The 23,093-nt window shown below is 65.1% G+C and carries 17 protein-coding genes; 14 read left to right on the top strand and 3 right to left on the bottom strand.

Annotated elements, in window-relative coordinates:
- Positions 1-21: 21 nt before the first annotated feature.
- The 7 genes from AC0IPL_RS14085 (at position 22) to AC0IPL_RS14055 (ending at position 6,978) form a co-directional block, all read left to right on the top strand.
- Positions 22-1,221, top strand: coding sequence for an endonuclease/exonuclease/phosphatase family protein (locus AC0IPL_RS14085; RefSeq protein WP_474275181.1), 1,200 nt, complete (start codon positions 22-24; stop codon positions 1,219-1,221).
- Positions 1,222-1,301: 80 nt separating this feature from the next.
- Complete coding sequence (gene pcaD, locus AC0IPL_RS14080) at positions 1,302-2,093, top strand: 3-oxoadipate enol-lactonase (RefSeq protein WP_474275180.1); 792 nt, start codon at positions 1,302-1,304, stop codon at positions 2,091-2,093.
- Entirely contained in the window at positions 2,086-2,796 is a 711-nt protein-coding gene (locus AC0IPL_RS14075) for an alpha/beta fold hydrolase (RefSeq protein ID WP_474275179.1), read from the top strand. Before pcaD ends, AC0IPL_RS14075 begins: the two co-directional genes overlap by 8 nt.
- A complete protein-coding gene (locus AC0IPL_RS14070; protein ID WP_474275178.1) occupies positions 2,796-4,142 on the top strand; it encodes a class-II fumarase/aspartase family protein in 1,347 nt (448 codons plus the stop codon). The genes AC0IPL_RS14075 and AC0IPL_RS14070 overlap by 1 nt, the downstream gene beginning before the upstream one ends.
- Before the next feature lie 104 nt (positions 4,143-4,246).
- Positions 4,247-5,335, top strand: coding sequence for a Zn-dependent alcohol dehydrogenase (locus AC0IPL_RS14065; RefSeq protein ID WP_474275176.1), 1,089 nt, complete (start codon positions 4,247-4,249; stop codon positions 5,333-5,335).
- A 39-nt stretch (positions 5,336-5,374) separates the two neighbouring features.
- Positions 5,375-5,743: a hypothetical protein gene (locus tag AC0IPL_RS14060; RefSeq protein WP_474275174.1), complete on the top strand. Its 369-nt coding sequence runs from the start codon at positions 5,375-5,377 to the stop codon at positions 5,741-5,743.
- Positions 5,744-5,745: 2 nt separating this feature from the next.
- Positions 5,746-6,978, top strand: coding sequence for a mandelate racemase/muconate lactonizing enzyme family protein (locus AC0IPL_RS14055; RefSeq protein ID WP_474275173.1), 1,233 nt, complete (start codon positions 5,746-5,748; stop codon positions 6,976-6,978).
- Between the two features lie 133 nt (positions 6,979-7,111).
- Here the strand turns inward: AC0IPL_RS14055 and AC0IPL_RS14050 are convergent, their stop codons facing one another.
- Positions 7,112-10,108, bottom strand: a complete 2,997-nt coding sequence (locus tag AC0IPL_RS14050) for a cyclic nucleotide-binding domain-containing protein (RefSeq protein WP_474275172.1) — start codon at positions 10,106-10,108, stop codon at positions 7,112-7,114.
- Positions 10,109-10,304: 196 nt separating this feature from the next.
- Between AC0IPL_RS14050 and AC0IPL_RS14045 the strand changes: the two genes are divergently transcribed.
- Positions 10,305-10,697, top strand: a complete 393-nt coding sequence (locus AC0IPL_RS14045) for a DUF3307 domain-containing protein (RefSeq protein WP_474275170.1) — start codon at positions 10,305-10,307, stop codon at positions 10,695-10,697.
- A 34-nt stretch (positions 10,698-10,731) separates the two neighbouring features.
- Here the strand turns inward: AC0IPL_RS14045 and AC0IPL_RS14040 are convergent, their stop codons facing one another.
- Complete coding sequence (locus AC0IPL_RS14040) at positions 10,732-11,190, bottom strand: Lrp/AsnC family transcriptional regulator (protein WP_474275169.1); 459 nt, start codon at positions 11,188-11,190, stop codon at positions 10,732-10,734.
- Positions 11,191-11,336: 146 nt separating this feature from the next.
- Here AC0IPL_RS14040 and AC0IPL_RS14035 point away from each other — a divergent pair, with 146 nt between their 5' ends.
- Positions 11,337-14,759, top strand: coding sequence for an indolepyruvate ferredoxin oxidoreductase family protein (locus AC0IPL_RS14035; RefSeq protein ID WP_474275168.1), 3,423 nt, complete (start codon positions 11,337-11,339; stop codon positions 14,757-14,759).
- A 78-nt stretch (positions 14,760-14,837) separates the two neighbouring features.
- Here AC0IPL_RS14035 and AC0IPL_RS14030 read toward each other — a convergent pair whose 3' ends face one another.
- Positions 14,838-15,503, bottom strand: coding sequence for a TetR/AcrR family transcriptional regulator (locus AC0IPL_RS14030; protein ID WP_474275166.1), 666 nt, complete (start codon positions 15,501-15,503; stop codon positions 14,838-14,840).
- 353 nt (positions 15,504-15,856) lie between these two features.
- Here AC0IPL_RS14030 and AC0IPL_RS14025 point away from each other — a divergent pair, with 353 nt between their 5' ends.
- Genes AC0IPL_RS14025 through AC0IPL_RS14005 form a run of 5 tightly spaced genes read left to right on the top strand, consistent with a single transcriptional unit; the run spans position 15,857 to position 23,093 of the window.
- Positions 15,857-17,638, top strand: coding sequence for an ABC transporter ATP-binding protein (locus tag AC0IPL_RS14025; RefSeq protein WP_474275164.1), 1,782 nt, complete (start codon positions 15,857-15,859; stop codon positions 17,636-17,638).
- Complete coding sequence (locus tag AC0IPL_RS14020; protein ID WP_474275162.1) at positions 17,631-19,541, top strand: ABC transporter substrate-binding protein; 1,911 nt, start codon at positions 17,631-17,633, stop codon at positions 19,539-19,541. Before AC0IPL_RS14025 ends, AC0IPL_RS14020 begins: the two co-directional genes overlap by 8 nt.
- Positions 19,541-20,569 carry an ABC transporter permease gene (locus AC0IPL_RS14015; protein ID WP_474275160.1) on the top strand — a complete coding sequence of 343 codons (1,029 nt, stop codon included), beginning with the start codon at positions 19,541-19,543 and terminating at the stop codon, positions 20,567-20,569. Before AC0IPL_RS14020 ends, AC0IPL_RS14015 begins: the two co-directional genes overlap by 1 nt.
- The gene (locus AC0IPL_RS14010) at positions 20,566-21,723 is read left to right on the top strand and encodes an ABC transporter permease (RefSeq protein ID WP_474275159.1); all 1,158 of its coding nucleotides are present in this window, start codon (positions 20,566-20,568) and stop codon (positions 21,721-21,723) included. Before AC0IPL_RS14015 ends, AC0IPL_RS14010 begins: the two co-directional genes overlap by 4 nt.
- Positions 21,720-23,093: a CoA transferase gene (locus tag AC0IPL_RS14005; protein WP_474275157.1), complete on the top strand. Its 1,374-nt coding sequence runs from the start codon at positions 21,720-21,722 to the stop codon at positions 23,091-23,093. Before AC0IPL_RS14010 ends, AC0IPL_RS14005 begins: the two co-directional genes overlap by 4 nt.

Here is a 23,093-nt window from a genome sequence, read left to right as displayed (position 1 = left end):
GCGCATCCGAAAGGATCTTTCATGACACGTTTCACCGTCGCCTCTTTCAACGTGAAGAACCTGATCGGGCCTGAGCGCGAGTATTACCGCTTTCAAAGCTACACGCCCGAGGAATACGCGTGGAAAGCCGACTGGCTGGCCGACCAGCTGCTGACGCTTAATGCCGACATCGTCGGCTTCCAGGAGATCTTCGAGGAGGCGCCACTGCGGCAGGTGATCGCCGAGACCGACCGCCGCGGCGCCGAGGCCAACGCCGCCAGCATTCCCGACCCGTCCAAGCGCTATCACCGCAAGGCGATTTTCCAGAAACTCGCCTATGACAGCTATGGCGACGCGGCGCTGGCCTTTGCCCCCAACGTCAATGACACCGGTCAACCGGGGCGGCGGAGGCCGGGGTTCGCGATCCTGTCGCGCTTTGGCTTTAACGATGCGCCGGAGGTCATTCAGGAACTGCAACAGCCGCTGGATATCCCCATGGCCTGCCTTGGCGGCGAGGATGACGAGGCGGGTTATTACACGCTGCGCCGACTGTCGCGCCCGATCCTCAAGGTGCGGGTGCCGGTGGGCGATCAGGTCGTGAGCGTCTTCAACTGCCACCTGAAATCGAAACTGGGCGAATTCATCACCCCGCAGGGCGCGGCCTACCCGCCGGAAGCGGTGCTGACGGCCTATGACGCGGCCGGGCGCGCGCTGGGGGCCTTGCGCGCCGCCCTACGCCGCATGGCCGAAGCCTGGGTGCTGCGCCGCGCGGTGCTGGAGGAGCTGGACCAGGACCGCCCGGTGATGGTGCTGGGCGATTTCAATGATGGCGAACATGCGGTCAGCAGCGAGATCATCTCGGGCGAGGTGCCGTTTCGCAACTACGCCTGGATGCTGCGCCATGACGCCCGCCACGGCGGCGACCGCTACAGCGAGGCGGAGGATGCGCAGATCCGCGAGGACATCGACCGGGTACGGCTGCGCTCGGCCGAGAAGATGTTCCTGAAGAAGAGCTTGCGCGACGTGGTCTATACCACGGCCTTTGGCGGCGTGCATGAAAGCATCGACCAGATCTACATGTCGCGCCATTTCGACCCCGCCTGGCCGGACGCGGTGGGAGAGATGCAATATTTCAGCGTGTTGAACGACCATCTGACCGATGGCAGCCACCCGGAAGCCCCCTATAACAAACTGGCCTCGGACCATGGCCAGATCATGGCCCATATGGCGCTGTGCGGCTGAGGCGGCGCGGGGCGGCGGCGGCTTTACCTCGCCCCGCCGCCCCGGATAGAGTGCGCCAAATTCAAGAAACGAGGCACAGCATGCAAATTGCAGACCTGGGCGATGTCCAGCTTCACTACCGCGTTGACGGCGACCCCAATGGCGCGCCCATCGTGTTTGCCAACTCGCTGGGCACCGATCTGCGGGTCTGGGATGCGGTGGTGGACCGGCTGCCACGGGGCCTGCGCATCATTCGCTATGACAAGCGCGGCCATGGCCTGTCCTCTTGTCCCGCCGCCCCGTATTCCATGGGGGCGCTGGTGCGCGACGCGGAGCGGCTGCTGGACCAGCTGGAGGTGCGCGACGCGCTGTTTGTCGGGCTGTCGATCGGTGGCATGATCGGTCAGGGGCTGGCGGTGAAGCGGCTGGACCAGGTGCGCGCGCTGGTGCTGTCGAACACCGCCGCCAAGATCGGCACGGCCGAGATGTGGCAGCAACGCATCGAGGCGGTGCGGGAGCAGGGCATCGAGGCGCTGGCGGACAGCGTGATGGAACGCTGGTTTGCGCGCGACTTCCGCAGCAAACCCGACGTGCAGCTGTGGCGCAACATGCTGGTGCAGCAATCGCGTGAGGGCTATGCAGGCTGCTGCGCTGCCATTGCGGGCACCGATTTCTACACCCCCACCAGCGGCCTGCGTCTGCCCTGCCTCGGGCTTGCCGGCTCCGAGGACGGCTCCACCCCACCCGATCTGGTGCGCGAGACCGTCGACCTGGTGCCCGGCAGCCAGTTTCACCTGATCCGCCGCGCGGGCCATATCCCTTGCGTTGAACAGCCGGATGAATACGCCGACCGGCTGAGCGCCTTTCTGAAGGAGACCGGACACCTTGGCTGATATTCTGCTTGTTCACGGCTCCTGCCACGGGGCGTGGTGCTGGCGCGACCTGATCCCGGCGCTCGAGGCCCGTGGCCATACTGCCCGGACCGTCACCCTGCCCGGCCACGGCGACGGGCGCGACCCAGCCACGGTCACGCTGGAGGAAACCATCGATTGCGTGCTAGGCGCCTGCGCGCCCGACCGGATCGTGCTGGGGCATTCCTGGGCCGGTGTTCCGATCTCTGCCGCTGCCGAGGCCGCGCCGGAGCGGATGCGCGGGCTGATCTACCTGTGCAGCTACATCCCTGTAAGCGGGCTGTCGCTGATCGGGATGCGCCAGGCCGGGCCGCGCCAGACGCTCGGCGGCGCTACCGAGAAGAATGCAGACGGCAGCGCCTACAGCTTTGTGGCAGAAACCGCGCCAGAGCTGTTCTATCATGACTGCCCCGCAGAGACGGTGCGTTTCGCGCTGGACAACCTATGTGCGCAGCCGATCCCGCCGCAGGACACGCCGGTGAGGTTGGGCAAGCGGTTTGACGGTGTGGCCAAGGCCTATATCCGCTGCACCGAAGATCGGGTGATCCCGCCGGAGTACCAGAGGCAGATGGCCGCTGCCTTGCCGCCGAACCGGGTCTTCGACATGGCGGCGTCGCATTCGCCTTTCTTTGCTGACCCGGCGGGGCTGGCGGATCTGATGACACGAATTGCAGGGGACTTCTGATGGCCGGATCGGTGTTCGACAGCCAGCTTTATGGTGGGCTTTTCAGCTGCGGCGAGGCGGGACGGCTGTTTTCCGACAGCGCCGAGGTGCGGGCGATGCTGCTGGTCGAGGGCGCGCTGGCCAAGGCGCAGGGTGCGGCGGGCGTGATCCCGCAGGACAGCGCCGCCGCGATTGGCCGCGCAGTGGTCGAAATTGCCGTGGATCCGGGCGTGCTGAAACGCCCGACAGGCCAGAACGGCGTGCCCGTACCGGGGTTGGTGGCCGCCTTCCGCGAGGAGATGAAAGCGCCGGAACATGCACAATACGTGCACTGGGGCGCGACCTCGCAGGACATCATGGATACTGCGCTGATGTTGCGGCTGCGCCAGGCGCTGGCGTTGGTCGAAAGCGATGTGCGCGCCGCGGTAGCTTCGCTTGGCCAATTGGCAAAAGCCCATGCCCAAGTGCCGATGGCCGCGCGCACCTATGGCCAACACGCCACGCCGACCAGCTTTGGCGCGGTGGTGGCAAGCTGGGGAACGCCACTGGCCAACCTGTTGGAAGAGCTGCCGGAGTTGCGCAAATGCTGCCTGCTGGTGTCCTTGTCGGGCGCGGCGGGCACCGCCTCCGCACTTGGGGAGCAGGCGGCAGAGCTGCGGGCTGCGATGGCGCGGGGGCTGGCGCTGGCGGATCCGGGGCGCAGCTGGCACACCGACCGCACACCGGTGCTGCGCCTTGCCGACTGGATGATGCGGGTGACGCTGGCCTTCGGCAAGATCGGCGAGGATTGCACCGCCTTGGTCCAGAGCGGCATCGGCGAGATCACCCTGGGCGGCGCGGGCGCGTCCTCGACCATGCCGCAAAAGCAGAACCCGGTGCAGCCTTCGGTCCTGACGGCGCTGGCGCGTCAGGGAGCTGGGCTGATGGCCGTGCTGCAGGGCGCGGCCGTGCAGCAGCATCAGCGTGACGGCGCCGCCTGGTTCACCGAATGGATGTGCCTGCCGCAAATCGTGCTGGGCGCGGCCAGTGCGGCCCGAACGGGCAAGGCGCTGTGCGCAGATCTGGCCCCCAACGCCGACGCGATGCTGGCGGCGCTGTCGGGAGGGCTGGACATGATCCACGCCGAAGCGCTGAGCTTTGCTTTGGCGGGGCAGATGCCGCGCCCGGACGCGCAAGCCGCAGTAAAGGCGCTGTGCCGCGAGGCGCAGGCCAGCGCCACACCGCTGCGGCAACTGGTGGCGCGGGCGCACCCGGATCTCTGCGCAAACCGGCTGTTCGACCCAGCGCAGCAAATGGGGCAGGCCCCCGCAGACGCACTCCAGTTTGCAACCAGAGCGGCGGCGCTGACCGCAGGCAGCACAAACTAGGCAGCCGCCGCGGTGCCGCGACGAGAATCCGGCAGCCGCGGCGTTTTCCACCTTGCGACACCCCCTGCCCCGCGCCACCCTGCCTGAAAACAGGGAGACAGATCATGCAGAAGATCAGGGCCGCGGTCTGCCGCGCGTTTGGCGCCCCGCTGGAGATCGAAGAGGTGCTGCTGGCGCCACCCAGCCTGGGCGAGGTGGAGGTAACGCTAGACGCTGTCGCGATCTGCCATAGCGATATTTCCTATGCCGATGGCGCCTGGGGCGGGTATTTGCCCGCGGTCTACGGCCACGAGGCGGCGGGCGTCATCAGCAAGACCGGCCCCGGCGTACAGGGCTTCGTCGAGGGCGACGCGGTTGTCGTCACCCTGATCCGCAGCTGCGGCAGTTGCCCAAACTGTGCAGGCGGTCAGCCAACGCTCTGCCAGACAGCCCACGATACGGTCAACGGTCCCTTGAAGACCGCCGACGGCGGACGGCTGGAACAGGCCATGGCCTGCGGCGCCTTTGCCGAAAAGGTGGTGGTCGATCAGCGCCAGATCGTGAAGATCCCCGCGGAGATGCGCCGTGACGCCGCTGCACTGGTCTCTTGCGGGGTGATTACCGGGGTTGGTGCGGTGGTCAACGCGGCCCGCCTGCGCCCCGGTCAGGACGCGGTGGTGATCGGCGCGGGCGGAGTCGGGCTGAACGCCATCCAGGGCGCGCGAATTGCCGGTGCGCGCCGTATCGTGGCCGTAGACATGAGCCTTGAAAAGCTGGAAATTGCCAAGGAATTCGGCGCCACCCACGGGGTGCTGGCAACAGAGGACAAACCCTGGAAAGCCGCGCAGGCCGCGCTTGGCGGGCGAGGTGCGGACGCAGTGCTGATCACTGTCGGCGCCATCCCCGCCTATGAGCAAGCGCCGCGCTACCTGGCGCGTGGCGGGCGGGCGGTGATGATCGGCATGCCGCATTCCGGCGCCACGGCCACCTATGAGCCAGTGGTGCTGGCAGCGGTTGGCCAGGGGCTGATCGGCTCCAAGATGGGCGACGTGGTGATCCAGCGCGACATTCCCTGGATGATCGACCTGTACAGACAGGGCCGCCTGAAACTGGATGAGCTGATTTCGGGCCGCTGGCGGCTGGAGCAGATCAACGAGGCGATTGCCGACACCAGGACTGGCTCTGCCAAGCGCAATGTGATTGTGTTCAGCTGACCATGACCCGAACACACCTCTACCAGCGGAGCCCGCGCCGTGCTGAAATTCCTGACCAGCCTGTTCAAACCCGAGGCGGTGCAGCCTGCGCCCGCCACCTCTGAGACCTCGATGCTGTTTGCGGTGGCGGAAATCGGACCGTTTCTGATCCGGCTGGCCAACAATCCCCATTTTGGGCTGCCCGAGGGGCTGGGCGATGAAATCGCCACCGCCCTGCCCCATCTGGATCTGCATCAAACCCGCAGCTGGCGCATCGACGGGGCCTTTGACGACGCGCCTGCGCAATTCGGGATCCAGATCACGCTGGAAAGCGGCGGCGAAGCGGATGTGACTTTCCTGGCGCCGCGGCATGCCATAGAGGAGCTGAACCGGGAACTGGCCGCCTTCGACACCGCCGAAAGAGTATAACGATGAAATTGCAAGATCTGGACATTATTGTAACGGCTCCGCCCGCGCCGGGCTGGGGCGGGCGCTACTGGATCCTGGTCAAGGTGACCACCGCCTGCGGAATCACCGGGTGGGGCGAATGCTACGCCGCCTCGGTCGGACCGGAGGCGATGCGCCATGTGATCCGCGATGTGTTCGAGCGCCACATGGCCGGGGAAAACCCGGAAAACATCGAGCTGATGTTTCGTCGGGCCTATTCCTCGGGCTTTACCCAGCGGCCCGACCTGACGGTGATGGGCGCGTTTTCCGGGCTGGAGATCGCCTGCTGGGACATCCTGGGCAAGCACCGCGACCGTCCGGTGCATGCGCTGCTGGGCGGGCGGATGAACGACCGCATTCGCGCCTATACCTATCTGTACCCGCTGCCGCAGCATGACATTTCCACCTTCTGGAACTCGCCTGAGATGGCGGCGGAATCGGCTGCGCAGAAGGTCAAGGAGGGCTACACTGCGGTGAAATTCGACCCCGCCGGCCCCTATACGCTGCGCGGCGGGCATATGCCCGCGATGTCGGACATTCGCCAGTCGGTCCGGTTCTGCAAGGCAATCCGGGAGGCGGTGGGCGACAAGGCCGACCTGCTGTTTGGCACCCACGGCCAGTTCAGCACCGCGGGCGCGATCCGGCTGGGGCAGGCCCTGGAGCCTTTCTCGCCACTTTGGTACGAAGAGCCGACCCCACCCGACTGCATCGACGACATGGCGCGCGTTGCCCGACAGGTGCGCATCCCCGTCGCGACCGGCGAGCGGCTGACCACCAAGGCCGAATTTGCCGCCGTGCTGCGCGCCGGGGCCGCGGAGATCCTGCAACCTGCACTGGGCCGGGCCGGCGGCATCTGGGAGATGAAGAAGGTGGCCGCCGTTGCCGAGGTTTTCAATGCGCAGGTGGCGCCGCATCTCTATGCCGGGCCGGTGGAATGGGCCGCCAACGTGCAGCTGGCAGCCTCGATCCCGAATATTTTGCTGCTGGAGACGATCGAGACGCCGTTTCATGACCAGCTGATCAAGGGCGCGATCCGGGTGGAGAACGGTTTTGTCACCCCAACCGACGCGCCGGGGCTGGGCATCGAAGTGGACGAGGATCTGGCCCGCGCCCATCCGTTTACAGGCAGCGACCTGCATCTGAACATGCAGGAAGCGCCCTGTGACTATGCGAATGGCAATGAATTCGTTGGCGGTGCCCCACCGGAGACGGCATAGACCCACGACCAATGGGTCACCGCCTGCGCCTGTGCGGCACCGATGAAAGCTCGGTGCCCTGGGCGGTGCCCACCGGACTCCGCCCAGGGCAGGTGACCCGGCCGCCTGCCCTGACCGGGCCGCTACAACGTGGTCAGTTGGAGACGTAGCCCGCCACCACCTGCAACAGCTTGAACGCCGTTGAGGCATCGTTTTCGACGACCGCGAGAAACTCCTCCTCGCCGATCCGCAGGCATTTGAGGTCGCTGGCGGCCACCATGCTCAGCGCCCGCGGTTCCTGCCGGATCAGCCCCAGCTCTCCGACCAGACGGCCGGGGCCGACCTTGGCGACCAGACGGTCCTCCTTGCCGTCTTGCGGCAGGTAGAGGCCCGCCTCGCCCTCCAGCACCATATAGACGCCATCGGAGGCCTCGTCGTCCTTCAGAAACACCGTTTCGCCCTCCTTGGCCTGATACCAGCGGGCACCAAAGGCCAGCAGGCGCAGCTGGCGGCGGTTGAGGCCGGAAAACAGCTCTGTCTGCTCCAGCGCTCTGAGCTTGCGGGCCAGATCCTGGCTCCCTGCCCCGTCCCCGGATGCGCTCACCGGCCCCTCGTCGCTGACCAGACGGCCTTGACGCAGTTCGAAATAGGCGTCGAAGACATCGGGGTTCTGAAAGGAGGAGGCGAGGTAAATCAGCGTGGTATCCGGCAGCAACTTGCGGAGATTCTTGTGCACCGCCACGCGGGTATCCAGATCATAGCTGGCCATGGCGGAATCGAGGATCAGCACATCCGGCCGCTTGATCGTGGCGCGGCAGAAGGCCAGCGGCTCTGCAAAGCTGGCGGCCAGCCCCTGCCCGCCCACCGCAATCGGCATGTCAAAGATCAAGGCCACCACCTGATCGCGCAGGCCTTCGCTGACCATGATGTCGGACACCAGCTTGCGCACATCGTCTCCCTTGCCGCCGGCGCTGTCGGAAATCTTGCCGAACAGCGCGTTTTCCAGCACCGTCAGGCTGGGCGCGAAACGCGTGGCGGAGAAGGGTTCGAACCCGGTGCGCAGCGCCTTCAGCAGGCTGTCGCCATGGCTGCGGCGATAGCTGAGGATGCGGTCCTTCATCTCGTCGCCGAAGGCCGGGCCGATCTGTTCGGCGGAGATGGTGAAAGGCACGATCAGGAGCTGTGCCAGTTCTTCGCGGCTGAGCCCAGCGGCGCTGACGTCGCCGGGCCGCTCGGTCAGCGACAAGGCGGCCTCATAGGCGGTTACGTCCAGGCCCAGCTTTCGGAACAGCGGGTGATCGGTGCCGTCCATGCCGAAGATCTGCCGCAGCATCTCGACCACGTCGCGGGTCAGAGCGACCAGCCCTTCGTCCAGTCCCAGCTGCTTCAAGAGGTCAAGGAACGCATCATGGCGATGCAGCATCTCGCCGGTGAGCGCCTCCTGGCTGGCCGCGAACACCAGGTTTTCCACCACCGGCAGGGCCGGGTTGTACGTGTCAGGGTCGAGGAAGTGCACATGCGTCTCCAGCCCGGCGTCGCACACGGCCTGGCGCATTTTTGGGCGCAGGGCGGTCAGCTGCTCGGCCAGTTCCGGATGCGCCAGCGCCTCGAACCGCTGTTCGATACCGCGCCGGAACAGCGCCGTATCCGAACCGATGCCTTCCACCAGCTTCAGCCACCATCCCCGCAACTCTTCCTCGCTGGAAAAGCCGGCAAGGCTGGGATCGAGCCAAGGCGCATCGAAGGGATCCGGGCTGTTGCCTGCTCGCAAGGCCATGTCCAGCTGTTTGCTGTCGGCGCCCTTGCCCAGCGGCCGCAACCGCATCGGCATCATCACGTTGTCACCGAAAGAGCCCTGAAACAGCACCGGCCGTGAGGTAGCATAGCCGATCCGCGCCGCCACCGTCGCCTGATGCAGCCCACGCATATCGTGCCCGGCCACCGTCACCTTCCCGGCGGTGGGCAGGATTTCGCGGGTCATCAGCTCTGCCAGCGCACGGCGGTCTTCCTCCGAAGGAGCCGCAATGCCGATCACCTTGCCGCCAGGGAAGGTGGCGCTCAGATCCTCCAGCACCAGATTGCCATCGGTGTCGCGCACGTTCACCCCGTCCAGAACCACGTCGCCGGTCAGGTGCTCCAGCTCCTCCGGTTCGCCGCTCATCAGCGGTTCATCCACCATGCCCGGCGGCCCAAAACGTTCGAGGATCACCTCCCAGCGCAGGGTCATATCCTGGGTCTGGTTGTAATAGCTCAGCAGCTCCTTCCAGGGGGAGGCCAGATCCTTGTAGGCCGCGAGCGCCGCCACCAGCGCGCCCAGCGACACCTTGCCCTGGAGAACCAGATAGCCGCCCACCGCGTAGAAGAAGAACGGCGTCAACTGGGTGATGAAGTTATTGAGAAACTTCATAAAGAACTTTTTCTGGTAGATCTCGAAGCGGATGTCGTAGAGCCGCCCGAGCCGCGCCGTGACCACCGCCATCCGGTACCGCCAGCCGCCGTTGATCCGCAGCGTCGAGGCGCCTGCGGCGCTCTCGCCGATCTCGGTCGCCAAGGCGCGCACCTGCTTGATCCGTTTCTTGTTCAGCAGGTTGATGCGCCGTTGCAGCATCGGAATCAGCCAGCCTTGCAGCGGGATCAGCGCAATCGCCGCCATACCGAACCAGAAGTTCTGCAGGAACAGAAAGAACAGAATCGTCAACATCTGCCCGGCCTGCAACACCGGCTGGCTGACGGCATCGCCCATCAGCCCGCCCATCGGCTCGGACTCGGAAGTCACCATCGACACCAGCTCGCCCTGGCTGACCCGTTCAAAATAGGGCTGCGGAAAGCGCAGAACCCGGCCGATCAGCTGGTAGCGAAAGCGGCGCAACATGCGTTCAGCAAGCACCCCCTTCATGGTGTTGATGCGCATTTTCAACAGCCCGTGGCACAGCACCGACAGCAAGAATGCCCCGCACAGCAGCCACAGAAAGGTGAGCTGGTCGACACGGTAGCCCAGCACGTCGATGATCTGGGTTTCCGCGCCGATGGCGTCGTTGATGATCCGCTTGGGCAGTTCCAGGGTCAGGTAGAGCAGCGGGAACAGGCAAGCGGTGACGACCAGCAATACCAGCTGGTCGCGTTTCGAATATTTCCAGATGAAACGGAACAAAGAGCGTTCGATGGGAAAGCTCCATCAATGGCAGCGGCTGAACTGGATCTCATATAGGGGTACCTCGGTTTGACGGGAACAGGCAATGGCAAGTAAAATTGCAGATCCCGTTGCGGCACGATGTGTCACAACATTTGCCAGCCGGGAAAAAATCCGTAAGGTTCCAGCGAGGTACACTTGCTGGAGGTGTTTTGCGTTGCCTGATTTTGTCGGTTCCGTTCTGCTTTTGCTCTGCGCTTTGCAGATCAAGCACATGTTTGCCGACTTTTTCCTGCAGACGCCAAAGATGCTGTCGGGCCGCTGTGCCTATGTGCACATGGGCCGCGCCCAGCATGCCGGGGTGCATGTGATCGGCTCTGTGGTCGTGCTTGGCCTGTTCGGGTCGCCGCTGCCGTTCATCCTGCTGCTGGCGGTGATGGAGTGGATCGTGCATTTTCACATTGATTTCGCCAAGGCACGCTATTCCGAGGTAAAAAACCTCAATCCGCAGCAGGCCAGGTTCTGGCAGGCCATGGGGGCCGACCAGACGCTGCATCAGCTGACCTATATCGCCATGGGCTGGGCCTGGATCAAATTCGTGGCCCTGTAATCGAGCCCGTCCCCGGTACAGCCGTGGCCACCCGTCAGGGCACCAGCGGCCGGTCGCGTTTTATGGTGCGCAGCACCACATTCGTCTGAGCGCTGGCCACCGCAGGCAGGCGAAACAGAAACTCCTCCAGAAACCGGTTATAGGCTTCGAGATCCGGCGCCAGCACCCGCAGGTGATAATCGGCCTGGCCGGTGGTGGCGTAGCATTCCTGCACCAATGGGCTGGTTTCCACGGCACGGATGAACTCCACCAGTTTTTCCGGGTCATGCCGGGTCAGCTGCACATGCACCAGCGCCTGAAAGCCCAACCCCATGGCGGGGGCGCTGACGATGGCGCCGTAGCGTTCGATGATGCCGGCTTCCTCCAGCGCCCGCACCCGCCGCCACAGGGCAGAGGCGGACATCCCCACGGCCTCGGCCAGGTCGGCGTTGGACATACGGGAATCCTCTTGCAGCAGCGTCAGAATGCGGCGGTCCCTGTCGTCGAGCTTCATGATCCGGTCTACCTATCCGCCCGCGGGCAAAATTTTGAAACAGTTATCCACACAATGGCAGAATTCCAACAACTGTGGCAAATATTTCCACCGTGGCTGGATTATCTTACCGATCAGATATGAACGCGCGCAAGGACACCCCCGTGATGACCAAGCTGAGCCATGATTTCCGCAGCTACAAGCTGGAGGACCGTTATGAACTGACCAAGGGCCGGGTGTTCCTGACCGGCACCCAGGCGCTGGCCCGCATCATGCTGGACCAGGCCCGTCGCGACCGCGAGGCCGGGTTGAACACCGCCGGTTTCGTCTCCGGCTACCGCGGCTCGCCGCTGGGTGGGGTCGATCTGGAGTTCTGGCGGGCCAAGACGCGGATGGAGGAAAACCGGATCAAGTTCATGCCCGCCGTGAACGAGGATCTGGGTGCCACCGCGGTTCTGGGCGCCCAGCAGGCCGTTCTAAACCCGCATTGCGAGGTCGAGGGCGTGTTCTCCATGTGGTACGGCAAGGGGCCCGGCGTGGACCGCTCGGGTGATGCGCTGAAGCATGGCAACGCCTATGGCTCCTCGGCCAAGGGCGGCGTGCTGGTGGTGGCAGGCGACGACCACGGCTGTGTCAGCTCGTCGATGCCGCATCAGTCGGATGTGGCGTTCATGTCCTGGTTCATGCCAGTGCTGAACCCGGCGGATGTGTCGGAATACCTGGCCTATGGCGAATATGGCTTTGCGTTGTCGCGTTACTCGGGCACCTGGGTCGGTTTCAAGGCGGTGTCGGAAACGGTTGAGAGCGCGCGCTCGGTCGAGCTGCGGCCGAACCGCAAATTCGTCTATCCTGAGCTTCCGGACTACCCCGGCGGGCTGCATATTCGCCGCGCCGATTTGCCCTCGCCCGAGATCGAGACCCGCATTCAGGCCAAGCTGGACGCCGTGCGCGCCTTTGCCGAGGCCAACCCGATCGACAAGCGGATCTTTGACATCAAGGACGCGCGTTTCGGTTTTGTCACCACCGGTAAGGGCCATCTCGACCTGATGGAGGCGCTGCGGCTGCTGGGGCTCGACGAGGCCGCCTGCCGCCGCCTGGGCATCGACATTTACAAGGTCGGCATGGTCTGGCCGCTGGACCGCAAGGACGCGCTGACCTTTGTGCAGGGCAAGCAGGAAGTGCTAGTCGTCGAGGAGAAGCGCGGCATCATCGAAAGCCAGTTCAAAGAGCATTTCTATGACTGGCCCGGCAAGAAGCCGGAGAAGATGGTCGGCAAATACGACAGCGAGGGCAACCCGCTGATCCCCTGGACCGGCGAGCTGAGCCCGCTGCTGCTGGCGCCCATCGTCGCGGCGCGGCTGGACAAGTTCTTCCCCGAGGAAACCCTGCCCGCCAAGGCCGCGGCACTGGTGGCAGAGCCGCCGAAAGTGCTAAACGTGCCCGGCGCCACCCGTACTCCCTATTTCTGCTCGGGCTGCCCGCACAACACTTCGACCAAGCTGCCCGAGGGGTCGAAGGCATTCTCCGGCATCGGCTGCCACGTGATGGCCAGCTGGATGGACCGCGACACGGCCGGCTATGCGCAGATGGGCGGCGAAGGCGTGCCCTGGACTGCGGCGTCGCAGTTCAATGGCGGCAAGCATGTGTTCCAGAACCTCGGTGAGGGCACCTGGTATCATTCCGGGTCGCTGGCGATCCGCCAGGCGGTCGCGGCGAACACCAACATCACCTACAAGATCCTGTATAACGACGCGGTTGCGATGACCGGCGGGCAGCCGGTGGACGGGCCAGTGTCGGTGCATGGCATCGCCCAGACCTGCCGCGCCGAGGGCGTGGAGCGGATCGCGCTGGTCTCGGACGACATCGGCAAGTTCAGCCGCGGCGATTTTCCCGAAGGCACCACATTCCACGATCGCAGCGCGCTGGACACCGTACAGCGCGAGCTGCGCGAGATCCCCGGTGTGACGGTGCTGATCTATGAGCAGACCTGCGCGACGGAAAAACGCCGCCGCCGCAAGCGCGGCAAGATGGAGGACCCGAAGCGGTTTGCCTTCATCAACGATCTGGTCTGCGAAGGCTGCGGCGACTGCTCGGTGGAATCCAACTGCCTGAGCGTGGAACCGAAGGAAACGCCGTTCGGCCGCAAGCGCAAGATCAACCTGTCCAGCTGCAACAAGGATTTTTCCTGCTTGAACGGGTTCTGCCCCAGCTTTGTCACTGTCGAGGGCGCAACACGGCGCAAGAAAAAGACCGCGGGTCTCGATGCAGCACAGCTGACCGCCAAGCTGCCTGCTCCTGCCCTGCCGTCGCTGGAGGCCCCGTTTGACCTGCTGGTCACCGGCGTTGGCGGCACCGGCGTTGTCACCGTGGGCGCGCTGATCACCATGGCCGCGCATTTGGAGGGCAAAGGCTCCAGCGTGCTGGACTTCACCGGCTTTGCGCAGAAATTTGGCACCGTGCTGAGCTATATCCGCCTGTCGAATGACCCCGAGACGTTGAATCAGGTGCGCATCGATCAGGGCGGTGCCGATGCGGTGATTGGTTGCGACGTGGTGGTCAGCTCTGCGCCCAAGGCCTCGGCCCATTACCGGGCGGGCACCAAGGTGGTGCTGAACCGCGCCGAGATGCCCACAGGCGATCTGGTGCTGCGCCGCGATGCCGACCTGATGGCGGGCCTGCGCGAGAAAACCATCGCCGAGGCGGTGGGGCCGCAAAACCTGTCTGGTTTCAACGCCAACGAGGCCGCCGAGACCCTGCTGGGCGATGCGGTGCTGGCCAATGTGATGATGCTGGGCTTTGCCTGGCAAAAGGGCCTGGTGCCGGTCAGCGCGGGCGCGCTGGATCAGGCGATCGAGCTGAACGGCGTTGCCATCGACAAGAACCGTCTGGCCTTTGCCATCGGCCGCGCGATGGCCGAAGATCCGCAGCTGGTGGCCGACCACTACGCGGAAGGCAAGCCCAAGGAAGAAACCCTTGAGGCGTTGATCGAACGCCGCGCCACCTTCCTCACCGGCTATCAGGACCGCGACTATGCCGCGCGCTATACCGCCACGCTGGCGCGGTTCCGCAAGGCGCTGCCCGCCGATGCACAGGAAGAGCTGACGCAGGCGGCGGCGCGGTCCCTGTTCAAGCTGATGGCCTATAAGGACGAGTATGAGGTTGCGCGTCTGCTGACCAGCGACAGCTTCCAGCATCAGCTGAACGAGGAATTCGAAGGCGACTTCAGTGTCAAATACCACCTTGCACCGCCGCTGATGACCTGGAAGCGCGACACCCGTGGACGGCCGGTGAAACGGGCCTTTGGCGCCTGGCTGCGCCCGGTGATGAACCTGCTGGCCCGCGGCAAGCGGCTGCGCGGGTCGACATTCAACATCTTTGGCTACCACGAGGAAGCCCGGCTGCACCGCGACCTGCTTGCCTGGTTCGAACAGGTGTTGGCCCGGGTGGCGGAGCGTTACGACAGCCAGACCCACGACGCCTGCCTGCAACTGCTGAAGGCGCCGATGGACATCCGCGGCTACGGTCCCGTCCGTCTGGAGGCGGCCCACAAGGTCCGGGACAACGCCGATGAGGCGCTTGCAGCGCTGTAAGGCGGTGCCGAGACCTTTGGCTCTTTTAAGACCGGTCCCGTCAGCGGGGCCGGTCGTTCCATACCGGAGGCCCCAGTATCAGACGTCCCAGTGCCGACGGGTGAAGGCGGCAAACGCCTCAAGCTCCTGCGGCAGCGGTTCGCGGCCGGTGAACACGCGCAGGTATTGCGGCGTCATCTCCAACCGGTGGGCGTGGCTTTCGTTCGGATCCGCCGTATCGTACCCAATTTGCATGTAATACAGCACTTTGGCGCGGGTTGCGGCCTCCGGTGGAGGGTAGTCGTAGCGCGCGAACATCGCCGTCAGCGCTGCCAGCCGCCGTTGATCCGAGCGGTCCAGCAGGCTGCGCACCTTGCCCGCGCGGCGCGCCCAGTCGCGCACGGCAAAATCCAGCGCTGTGTTGAACAGGTTAGGGTCGGTGATGCAGTGAAACACGTTCAGCACCGCCGCCGTGATGGTTGGCGCCGCAAGCTCCGCCTGGCGCACCATGGCGGCCGTGTTGGTCTGCTCCCAGCTGTGCAGCAGCGCATCCAGCAGATCCTGGCGAGACCTGAAGTACCAGTAGAACGACGAGCGCGAGACCTGCATCCGCTCGGCCAGCGCCAGCACCTTGACCTGCTCCACCCCGTCGGAAATCAGCACGTCCATGGCGACGTTCAGCCAATCCTGCCGTGTGACCTTGACGTTGCCGATCAGCGGCGCGGCTGCAGGGTTGTCGCGGTGCAGAATTGGTTTGCGTGGCATTTTCGCCCCTAATGTGTGACGGTCATTCGGTCACTCTAGGCTGCAGACCAGCGCGATACCAGCCGCCAGCGACCTCCGGTCCGCCGGTCAGGACATCGGATCGTGTCCGCGCGTGACTTGGCGGGCCAACAGGCGCTCTTACCGTCGGCCCGTCACGCAGCCGACACCGAATCCGGCTAGCAGCCCCGCAAACGGGTGTTGCAACTGTGTGAAAGGGCGGCATCGCCCCCGAGCCTGCGGCACAATGCCCAAATGGGGTTTGACTAACCCCGTGCGGACGCGCGAAGGTAGCTTAAAAACAGGGAAAATGCGATCTCATGGATGTCTCGAACCCGCCAGCCGGGCGATATTGAATGCCACCGCTGCTCTCAGTCGAGAACCTCAGCATCGGGTTTGGCAAGGGCCCCCCGGTGGTGCAGGACGTCAGCTTTGCTGTGCAGCCGGGCGAGACGCTGGCACTGGTCGGCGAAAGCGGCTCTGGCAAGACCGTGTCCTGCCGCGCGGTGCTGCGCATCCTGCCCAAGGTGGCACAGCTGCGCTCGGGGCGGATCCTGCTGAATAGCGGCGGCAAGCAGCGCGACCTTGCAACGCTGGACGAGCGCCGCATGCGCGACGTGCGCGGCAACACCATCTCGATGATTTTTCAGGAACCGATGCGCTCGCTCTCACCCTTGCACCGGATCGGCAACCAGGTGTCAGAGGTGCTGTGGCTGCACGGGGGCAAATCCGAGCGCGCCGCCCGCAAGCTGGTGCTGGAGTGTTTCGAACGGGTGGGCTTTCCTGACCCGGAACGCACCTACCGCTCCTATCCGTTCGAGCTGTCGGGCGGCATGCGGCAGCGGGCGATGATTGCGATGGCGATGGTGGCCAAACCGGAGCTGCTGATCGCGGATGAGCCGACAACGGCGCTGGACGTGACCACCCAGGCCCAGGTGCTGGGGTTGATGAAGGATCTTCAGCGCGAAACCGGCATGGCGATGATCCTGGTCACGCATGATCTGGGCGTGGTCGCCAATATGGCCGAGCAGGTGGTGGTGATGCACAAGGGCCGGGTGATGGAATCGGGCCGAGCCGAGCCGCTGCTGCGCACGCCCGCCCACCCCTATACCAAGGCGCTGTTCGACGCCGCGCCCGCCATCCCGGACGAGGCGGTGGTGGCCATTCCGCCGCCGCGCGATGACCTCATCATGGAGATGAAATCGGTCTCCAAGACCTACACGCTGCGTTCGGGCAAGGGCTGGAAAGCTCCGGTGCTGATTCAGGCCTGCCGCGAGATCAACCTGCAGGTGACGCGTGGCGAGACGCTGGCCATCGTCGGCGAAAGCGGGTCGGGCAAGACCACGGCGGCGCGCATCGCCCTGGGGGCCGAGCCGCCCGACCCCGGCGGCAGCGTCCTGTTCCGCCCGCACCCGGATCAGCCGCCGGTGAAAGTGCATGACATGGACCGCGCCGCGCGTACCGCCTTTCAGCGGCAGGCGCAGATGGTGTTCCAGGACCCCTATTCGTCGTTGTCGCCACGTATGCGCATTCAGGATACGCTGGTGGAACCACTGGATATTCACGGCATCGGCAGCCGCAGCGAACGGCGTGAGAAGGCCGTCGAGATGCTGCGACTGGTGGGGCTGTCGCCGGACATGCTGCAACGCTACCCGCATGCGTTTTCCGGCGGCCAGCGCCAGCGGCTGTCGATTGCCCGCGCGCTGATGCTGGAGCCTGCGCTGATTGTCTGCGACGAGCCGACCTCGGCGCTGGATGTGTCGGTGCAGGAACAGATCCTGCGTCTGCTGGAGGACATCCGCGACCAACAGAAGCTGTCCTATCTGTTCATCAGCCACGACCTGGCGGTGGTGGCGCGCATCGCCGATGAGGTCGCGGTGATGCGGCGCGGGTTGATCGTCGAGCAGGCACCGCCGGAGACCCTGTTCTACAACCCGCAGCACCCCTACACCAAGGCGCTGATCGCGGCGCAACCAGAACCCGACATCGACCGCCCGATCGATCTGAAACTGGTGGCGCAGGGTGCCGGTGCGCCGGAACACTGGCCCGAAGCGTTCCGCTTTGACGGCCCCACCGCGCCGCCCTTGGTGCAATTGCCGAAACTGGAGGCCGGTCACAAGGTACGCTGCCATGTTTGACACGATGAAACCCCTTCTGGCGGCGCTCTGTATCGCCGCCCTCCCCGCACTGGCGGAACCGCAGGTGCAGGAAAGTGCCTTCTGGCTGGCGGAGGTCAAGGCAGGTCACATGCCCGCCGCCGCCGAGCGGGTCCCGGATGTGCCGCTGGTGGTGGACTTGGCCGCCAAGGGCCGTACCCTAGGCATTCAGGGCGGCACGCTGAACACGATGGTGACCCGATCCAAGGACATCCGCCAGATGGTGGTCTACGGCTATGCCCGGCTGGCCGGATATGGCGAGGACTACCGGCTGCGTCCCGACATCCTGCTGGACTACGAGAACGAGAACAACCGCCGCTTTACCCTGAAGCTGCGGCCCGGCCACCGCTGGTCCAATGGCGATCCCTTCACCTCGGACGATTTCCGCTACTGGTGGGAGGACGTGGCCAAAAATGAGCTGCTGAGCCCCTCCGGCCCGCCGGACTTCCTGCGCGCGGGCGGCGAGCTGCCGCGGGTGAGCTTCCCGGATGACACCACGGTAATCTATGAGTGGGACCACCCCAACCCCGGCTTTCTGCACACGCTGGCGCTGGCGCGACCACCGTTCATCTACCGCCCGGCGAAGTTTCTGAAGAAGTTCCACGCCGATTACGCCGACCCCGAGACCCTGGCGGAAGAGGTCGACTATGCCCGTGTCAAAAGCTGGGCGGCGCTGCACAATAAATACGACAACATGTACAAGTTCGACAATCACGAGCTGCCCACCCTGCAGCCTTGGATCAATGCCTCGGCCGGCAAGAAGATCCGCCACCAGTTCGTGCGCAACCCCTATTATCACCGGATCGACAGCCGCGGGGTGCAGCTGCCCTATATCGACACGGTGGAGATGGAGATCGTCGGCGCAGGTCTGGTGGCTGCCAAATCCAACGCCGGCGAGGCGGACTTGCAGGCCCGCGGTCTCGGCTTTCGAGACATTCCAATCCTGCGCAAGGGCGAGAAGGATGGCGGCAACTACCGAACCTTCCTGTGGGCCAGCGGGGCCGCCTCGCAGATCGCGATCTATCCGAACCTGAACGCCAACGATCCGGTCTGGCGCGAGGTGTTCCGCGACGTGCGGGTGCGTCGGGCATTGTCTTTGGCGATCAACCGCCGCGCCATCAACCGGGCGCTCTATTTCAACTTGGCCAAACCCGGCGCCATGGCGGTGCTGGAGCAAAGCGCCTTTTTCGACCAGAGCCTGCGCGACGCCTGGGCCGATTTCGACCCCGAGCTGGCCAACCGCCTGCTGGATGAGGCCGGGCTGGACAAGCGCGACGCCTACGGCATCCGCTACCTGCCTGACGGGCGGCTGATGGAGCTGGTGGTGGAAACCGCCGGCGAACGCCAGGAGGTCGAGAACGCGCTTCAGATCATCACCGATGACTGGCGCGACATCGGCGTCAAGCTGGTGATGCGCCCGCTGGACCGCGACATCCTACGCAACCGGGTGTTCTCGGGCACCACCATGGCCTCGACCTGGTTCGGCTGGGACAACGGTCTGCCGCAGCCCTACACATCGCCTGTCTACCTGGCGCCCACGGACCAGACCTTTTTGTCCTGGCCCAAGTGGGGACAGTATTACCAGACCGCCGGTCAGGCGGGAGAGCCGCCGGACCTGGCGCCGGCCCAGCGCTTGCTGGAGCTGATGGAGGCGTGGGACGCGGCGACAACCGACGAAGAGCGCAGCGCCGCCTGGCGTGAGATGCTACAGATCCACGCCGATCAGGTCTTTGCGATTGGCGTGGTGGCCGCTGCGCCACAGCCGGTGGTGGTGTCCAAGCGGCTGCGCAACGTGCCGGAGCAGGCCATCTGGGCCTGGGATCCGGGGGCGCATTTTGGCGTCTACCGGCCCGACGAGTTCTATTTCGAGGACGGCCAAGGCTGATGGAAATTCTGCGCTACGCTGTTTACCGTTTTGGCACCATGCTGCTGACGCTGCTGGTGGTCTCTGTGCTGGTCTTTGTCATCATCAACCTGCCGCCTGGCGACTATCTGTCCAACCAGATTGCCGAATTGCAGGCCACCGGCCAGTCCGCCGGTGTGGCCAAGGCCGAATTTCTGCGCAAGGAATACGCTCTGGATAAGCCCTTGTGGCAGCAATACATGATCTGGATGGGCTTCATGCCCGGCCCGCACGGGTTTTCCGGCATGATCCAGGGCAATTACGGCTGGTCCTTTGAATTCGACAGCCCCGTGGCCGAGATCGTCGGCGACAGCCTGTGGCTGACGGTGCTGGTCAACCTCGCGGCGGTTCTGTTTGTCTACTTGGTGGCGCTGCCGCTTGGGGTGCTGGCCGCGGCGCGGGCGCGGACCTGGGTCGACTACACCACCGCCTTTGTCGGCTACCTCGGCCTTGCGACACCGAACTTCCTGCTGGCGCTGATCCTGTTCTATTACGGCCACCGCTGGTTTGACCTGCCGATCGGCGGGTTGATGGCGCCGGAATACGAGGGCGTGCCGATGAGCTGGGACAAGGTGAAATCGATCCTTGCGCATCTGATCGTGCCGACCTTCGTGATCGGCACCGCCGGCGCCTCGGCGATGATGCAGCGGTTGCGCGCCAACATGCTGGACGAGCTGGGCAAACCCTACGTCGAGACCGCCATTGCCAAGGGCATGAAGCCGTCGCGGATGCTGGCGAAATACCCGCTGCGGGTGGCCTTCAATCCGTTTGTGGCGGACATCGGCAATCTGCTGCCCTCGATGATTTCGGGATCGGTGCTGGTGTCGGTGGTGCTGGGCTTGCAAACGATTGGCCCCACCCTGCTGACGGCGCTGAAGACGCAGGACATGTTCCTGTCCGGGTTTGTTCTAATGTTCGTGGCGCTGCTGACACTGATCGGCACGATGGTGTCGGATGTGCTGTTGATGCTGCTGGACCCGCGGATCCGCTATGAAGGAAAACGCGCATGACCCAGCTGCCTGACGGACGGTATGTCGACGACGCGCCTTATGATCCGAAAGCGGCACTGCTGGAGCTGGAGCGCAAGGATCTGGACGCGCCCAACTGGTTGCTGATCTGGCGCAAGTTCCGCACCCACCGGTTGGGACTGATCTCCGGTGTATTTCTGCTGATCTGCTATGTGCTGCTGCCTGTGGCCGGGTTCATCGCGCCCTACGGCCCGAACCAGCGCCACAGCGAGCATCTGTACTCGCCGCCACAGTCGATCAACCTGTTTCACCAGGGCCAGTTCATCGGCCCATATGTCTACCCTTTGACCTCCTATGCGGATCTGGAGAGTTTCCAGTGGGTGTTCACGCCGGATCTGGAAGACCCGCAGAAGCTGAAATTCTTCTGCCAGGGCAGCGAGTACCATATCGCCGGGCTGATCCCATCGACCACGCATCTGTTTTGCTCGCCGGACCCCGCAAGCCCGGTCTTCCTGTGGGGGTCCGACCGGCTGGGACGGGATATATTCTCGCGCATTCTCTACGGCGCGCAGCTGTCGCTGACGGTGGGGCTGATCGGGATTACGGTGTCCTTTGTGCTGGGCATCTTCTTTGGCTCACTGGCGGGCTATCTGGGCGGCAAGACCGACTGGATCATCAACCGGGTGATCGAGGTGCTGCGCTCCTTGCCGGAGCTGCCGCTGTGGCTGGCGCTGTCGGCAGCGGTGCCCTCGACCTGGTCGCCGGTGACGGTGTTCTTCATCATCTCGATCATCCTCGGCATTCTTGACTGGCCCGGATTGGCACGGGCGGTGCGGGCCAAGTTCCTCTCGCTGCGCGAGGAGGAATACGTGCGGGCGGCAGAAATGATGGGGGCCTCGTCCGGCCGCGTGATTCGCAAACATCTGCTGCCGAATTTTATGTCGCATCTGATCGCCTCGGCCACGCTGTCGATCCCGGCGATGATCCTGGGCGAGACCGCGCTGTCGTTCCTCGGCCTCGGGCTGCGGGCGCCCGCGGTCAGCTGGGGGGTGATGCTGAATGACGCGCAGAACCTGGCCTCGATCGAGATCTACCCCTGGACGGCCATTCCGATGCTGCCCATCGTGGTGGTGGTGCTGGCCTTCAATTTTCTGGGGGACGGCCTGCGCGACAGCCTCGACCCCTATCAGCATTGAGCCTGCTTGCCGCCCTTCCCGATCCCGACCAGTACCGGGTTCGCGGCGACGGCCGGTGGCACAGTGCCTTTGCGGTCAGCGAGCTGGCCACAGCCAGCGTCGCATCCGTCGGGCTGGAGCTGGCGCGGCTGGTCACGGCACTGAACCTTGCGCCGACGCCGCCGGAGGTCACGGTAGATCAGCGCCTTGCGTCGCTGTGGTTCGGCTACAGCTTCCGCCCCGAAGGCTGGGAGATGCCCAGCCTGTGGGATGCCATTGCGGGCGACTATGAAAGTGCCGATGGCTGGATCCGGCTGCACACCAACCTGCCACATCACCGTGACGCTGCCCTGCGGGTGCTGGGCTGCGCCGCGGCCCGTCCGGCCGTCGCGGCAGCGGTGCGAACTTGGTCGGCGAGCGACCTGGAAACGGCGGTGGTCGACGCTGGCGGTGTCGCGGCGGCGATGCGGAGCCGGGCCGAATGGCTGGCGCATCCGCAGGGCCGCGCCGTCGCAGCCGAGCCGCTGGTCCACTGGGGCAGTCCCCGCCTGATTCACCTGCGCACGCGCCCGCAGGCGACGCTGGACCGGCCGCTTGCGGGGCTGCGTGTGCTGGACCTCACGCGGGTGATTGCGGGACCGGTGTCGACCCGCACGCTGGCCGGATTTGGGGCCGAGGTGCTGCGCATCGACCCACCCGGCTGGGATGAGCCCGGTGTGATCACCGATGTCTCTCTGGGCAAGCGCATGGCCACGCTGGACCTGCGCGCAGCCGCCGACCGCCGCCGGTTCGAGGCGCTGCTGGCAGAGGCGGACGTGCTGGTGCACGGTTACCGCCCCGGCGCGCTGGAGCGGCTGGGCTACGACAGCGGCACCCGCCAGCGGATCGCGCCCGACCTGGTCGAGGTGACACTGGACGCCTATGGTTGGAGCGGCCCCTGGGCGCAGCGGCGCGGCTTTGACAGCCTGGTTCAGATGAGCGCGGGCATCGCCGACACAGGCCGCCGCTGGGCGCAGGCCGATCGGCCCACGCCCCTGCCCGTGCAGGCGCTGGATCATGCCGCCGGATACCTGATGGCGGCCGCGGTGCTGTCTGCCCTGCATAACGCCCACGGCGGCGTGCCAGTTGCACCCGCGCGCCTGTCGCTGGCCCGCGTGGCAGAGGCGCTGGCCTCCACCCCGAAATCCGCCGGGGGTGATGTGATTGACGGTGCGACTGACCGCGATTTTGTCACCACGTCGGAGCACAGCGGCTGGGGGCCGGGACGGCGCCTGCTCGCGCCCTTGCGGCTGGAACGGACCGCGATGCGCTGGGATCTGCCCGCCGCGCGGTGTGGCAGCGCCACCCCCCGTTGGCAGGGGCAGGAGTGGCAGGGGAAGGAGGCGGACTAG

The organism is Leisingera sp. SA32, from assembly GCF_056033425.1.
Note: the sequence above shows the minus strand (reverse complement) of the source record. Positions and strands in the feature narration are given on the sequence as shown.

Coding starts and splice junctions, on each gene's coding strand:
- AC0IPL_RS14025 (WP_474275164.1), top strand. CDS start 15,857: ATGCCACCGCTGCTCTCAGTCGAGAACCTCAGCATCGGGTTTGGCAAG.
- AC0IPL_RS14035 (WP_474275168.1), top strand. CDS start 11,337: ATGACCAAGCTGAGCCATGATTTCCGCAGCTACAAGCTGGAGGACCGT.
- AC0IPL_RS14040 (WP_474275169.1), bottom strand. CDS start 11,190: ATGAAGCTCGACGACAGGGACCGCCGCATTCTGACGCTGCTGCAAGAG.
- AC0IPL_RS14055 (WP_474275173.1), top strand. CDS start 5,746: ATGAAATTGCAAGATCTGGACATTATTGTAACGGCTCCGCCCGCGCCG.
- AC0IPL_RS14085 (WP_474275181.1), top strand. CDS start 22: ATGACACGTTTCACCGTCGCCTCTTTCAACGTGAAGAACCTGATCGGG.
- AC0IPL_RS14065 (WP_474275176.1), top strand. CDS start 4,247: ATGCAGAAGATCAGGGCCGCGGTCTGCCGCGCGTTTGGCGCCCCGCTG.
- pcaD (WP_474275180.1), top strand. CDS start 1,302: ATGCAAATTGCAGACCTGGGCGATGTCCAGCTTCACTACCGCGTTGAC.
- AC0IPL_RS14010 (WP_474275159.1), top strand. CDS start 20,566: ATGACCCAGCTGCCTGACGGACGGTATGTCGACGACGCGCCTTATGAT.
- AC0IPL_RS14015 (WP_474275160.1), top strand. CDS start 19,541: ATGGAAATTCTGCGCTACGCTGTTTACCGTTTTGGCACCATGCTGCTG.
- AC0IPL_RS14020 (WP_474275162.1), top strand. CDS start 17,631: ATGTTTGACACGATGAAACCCCTTCTGGCGGCGCTCTGTATCGCCGCC.
- AC0IPL_RS14030 (WP_474275166.1), bottom strand. CDS start 15,503: ATGCCACGCAAACCAATTCTGCACCGCGACAACCCTGCAGCCGCGCCG.
- AC0IPL_RS14070 (WP_474275178.1), top strand. CDS start 2,796: ATGGCCGGATCGGTGTTCGACAGCCAGCTTTATGGTGGGCTTTTCAGC.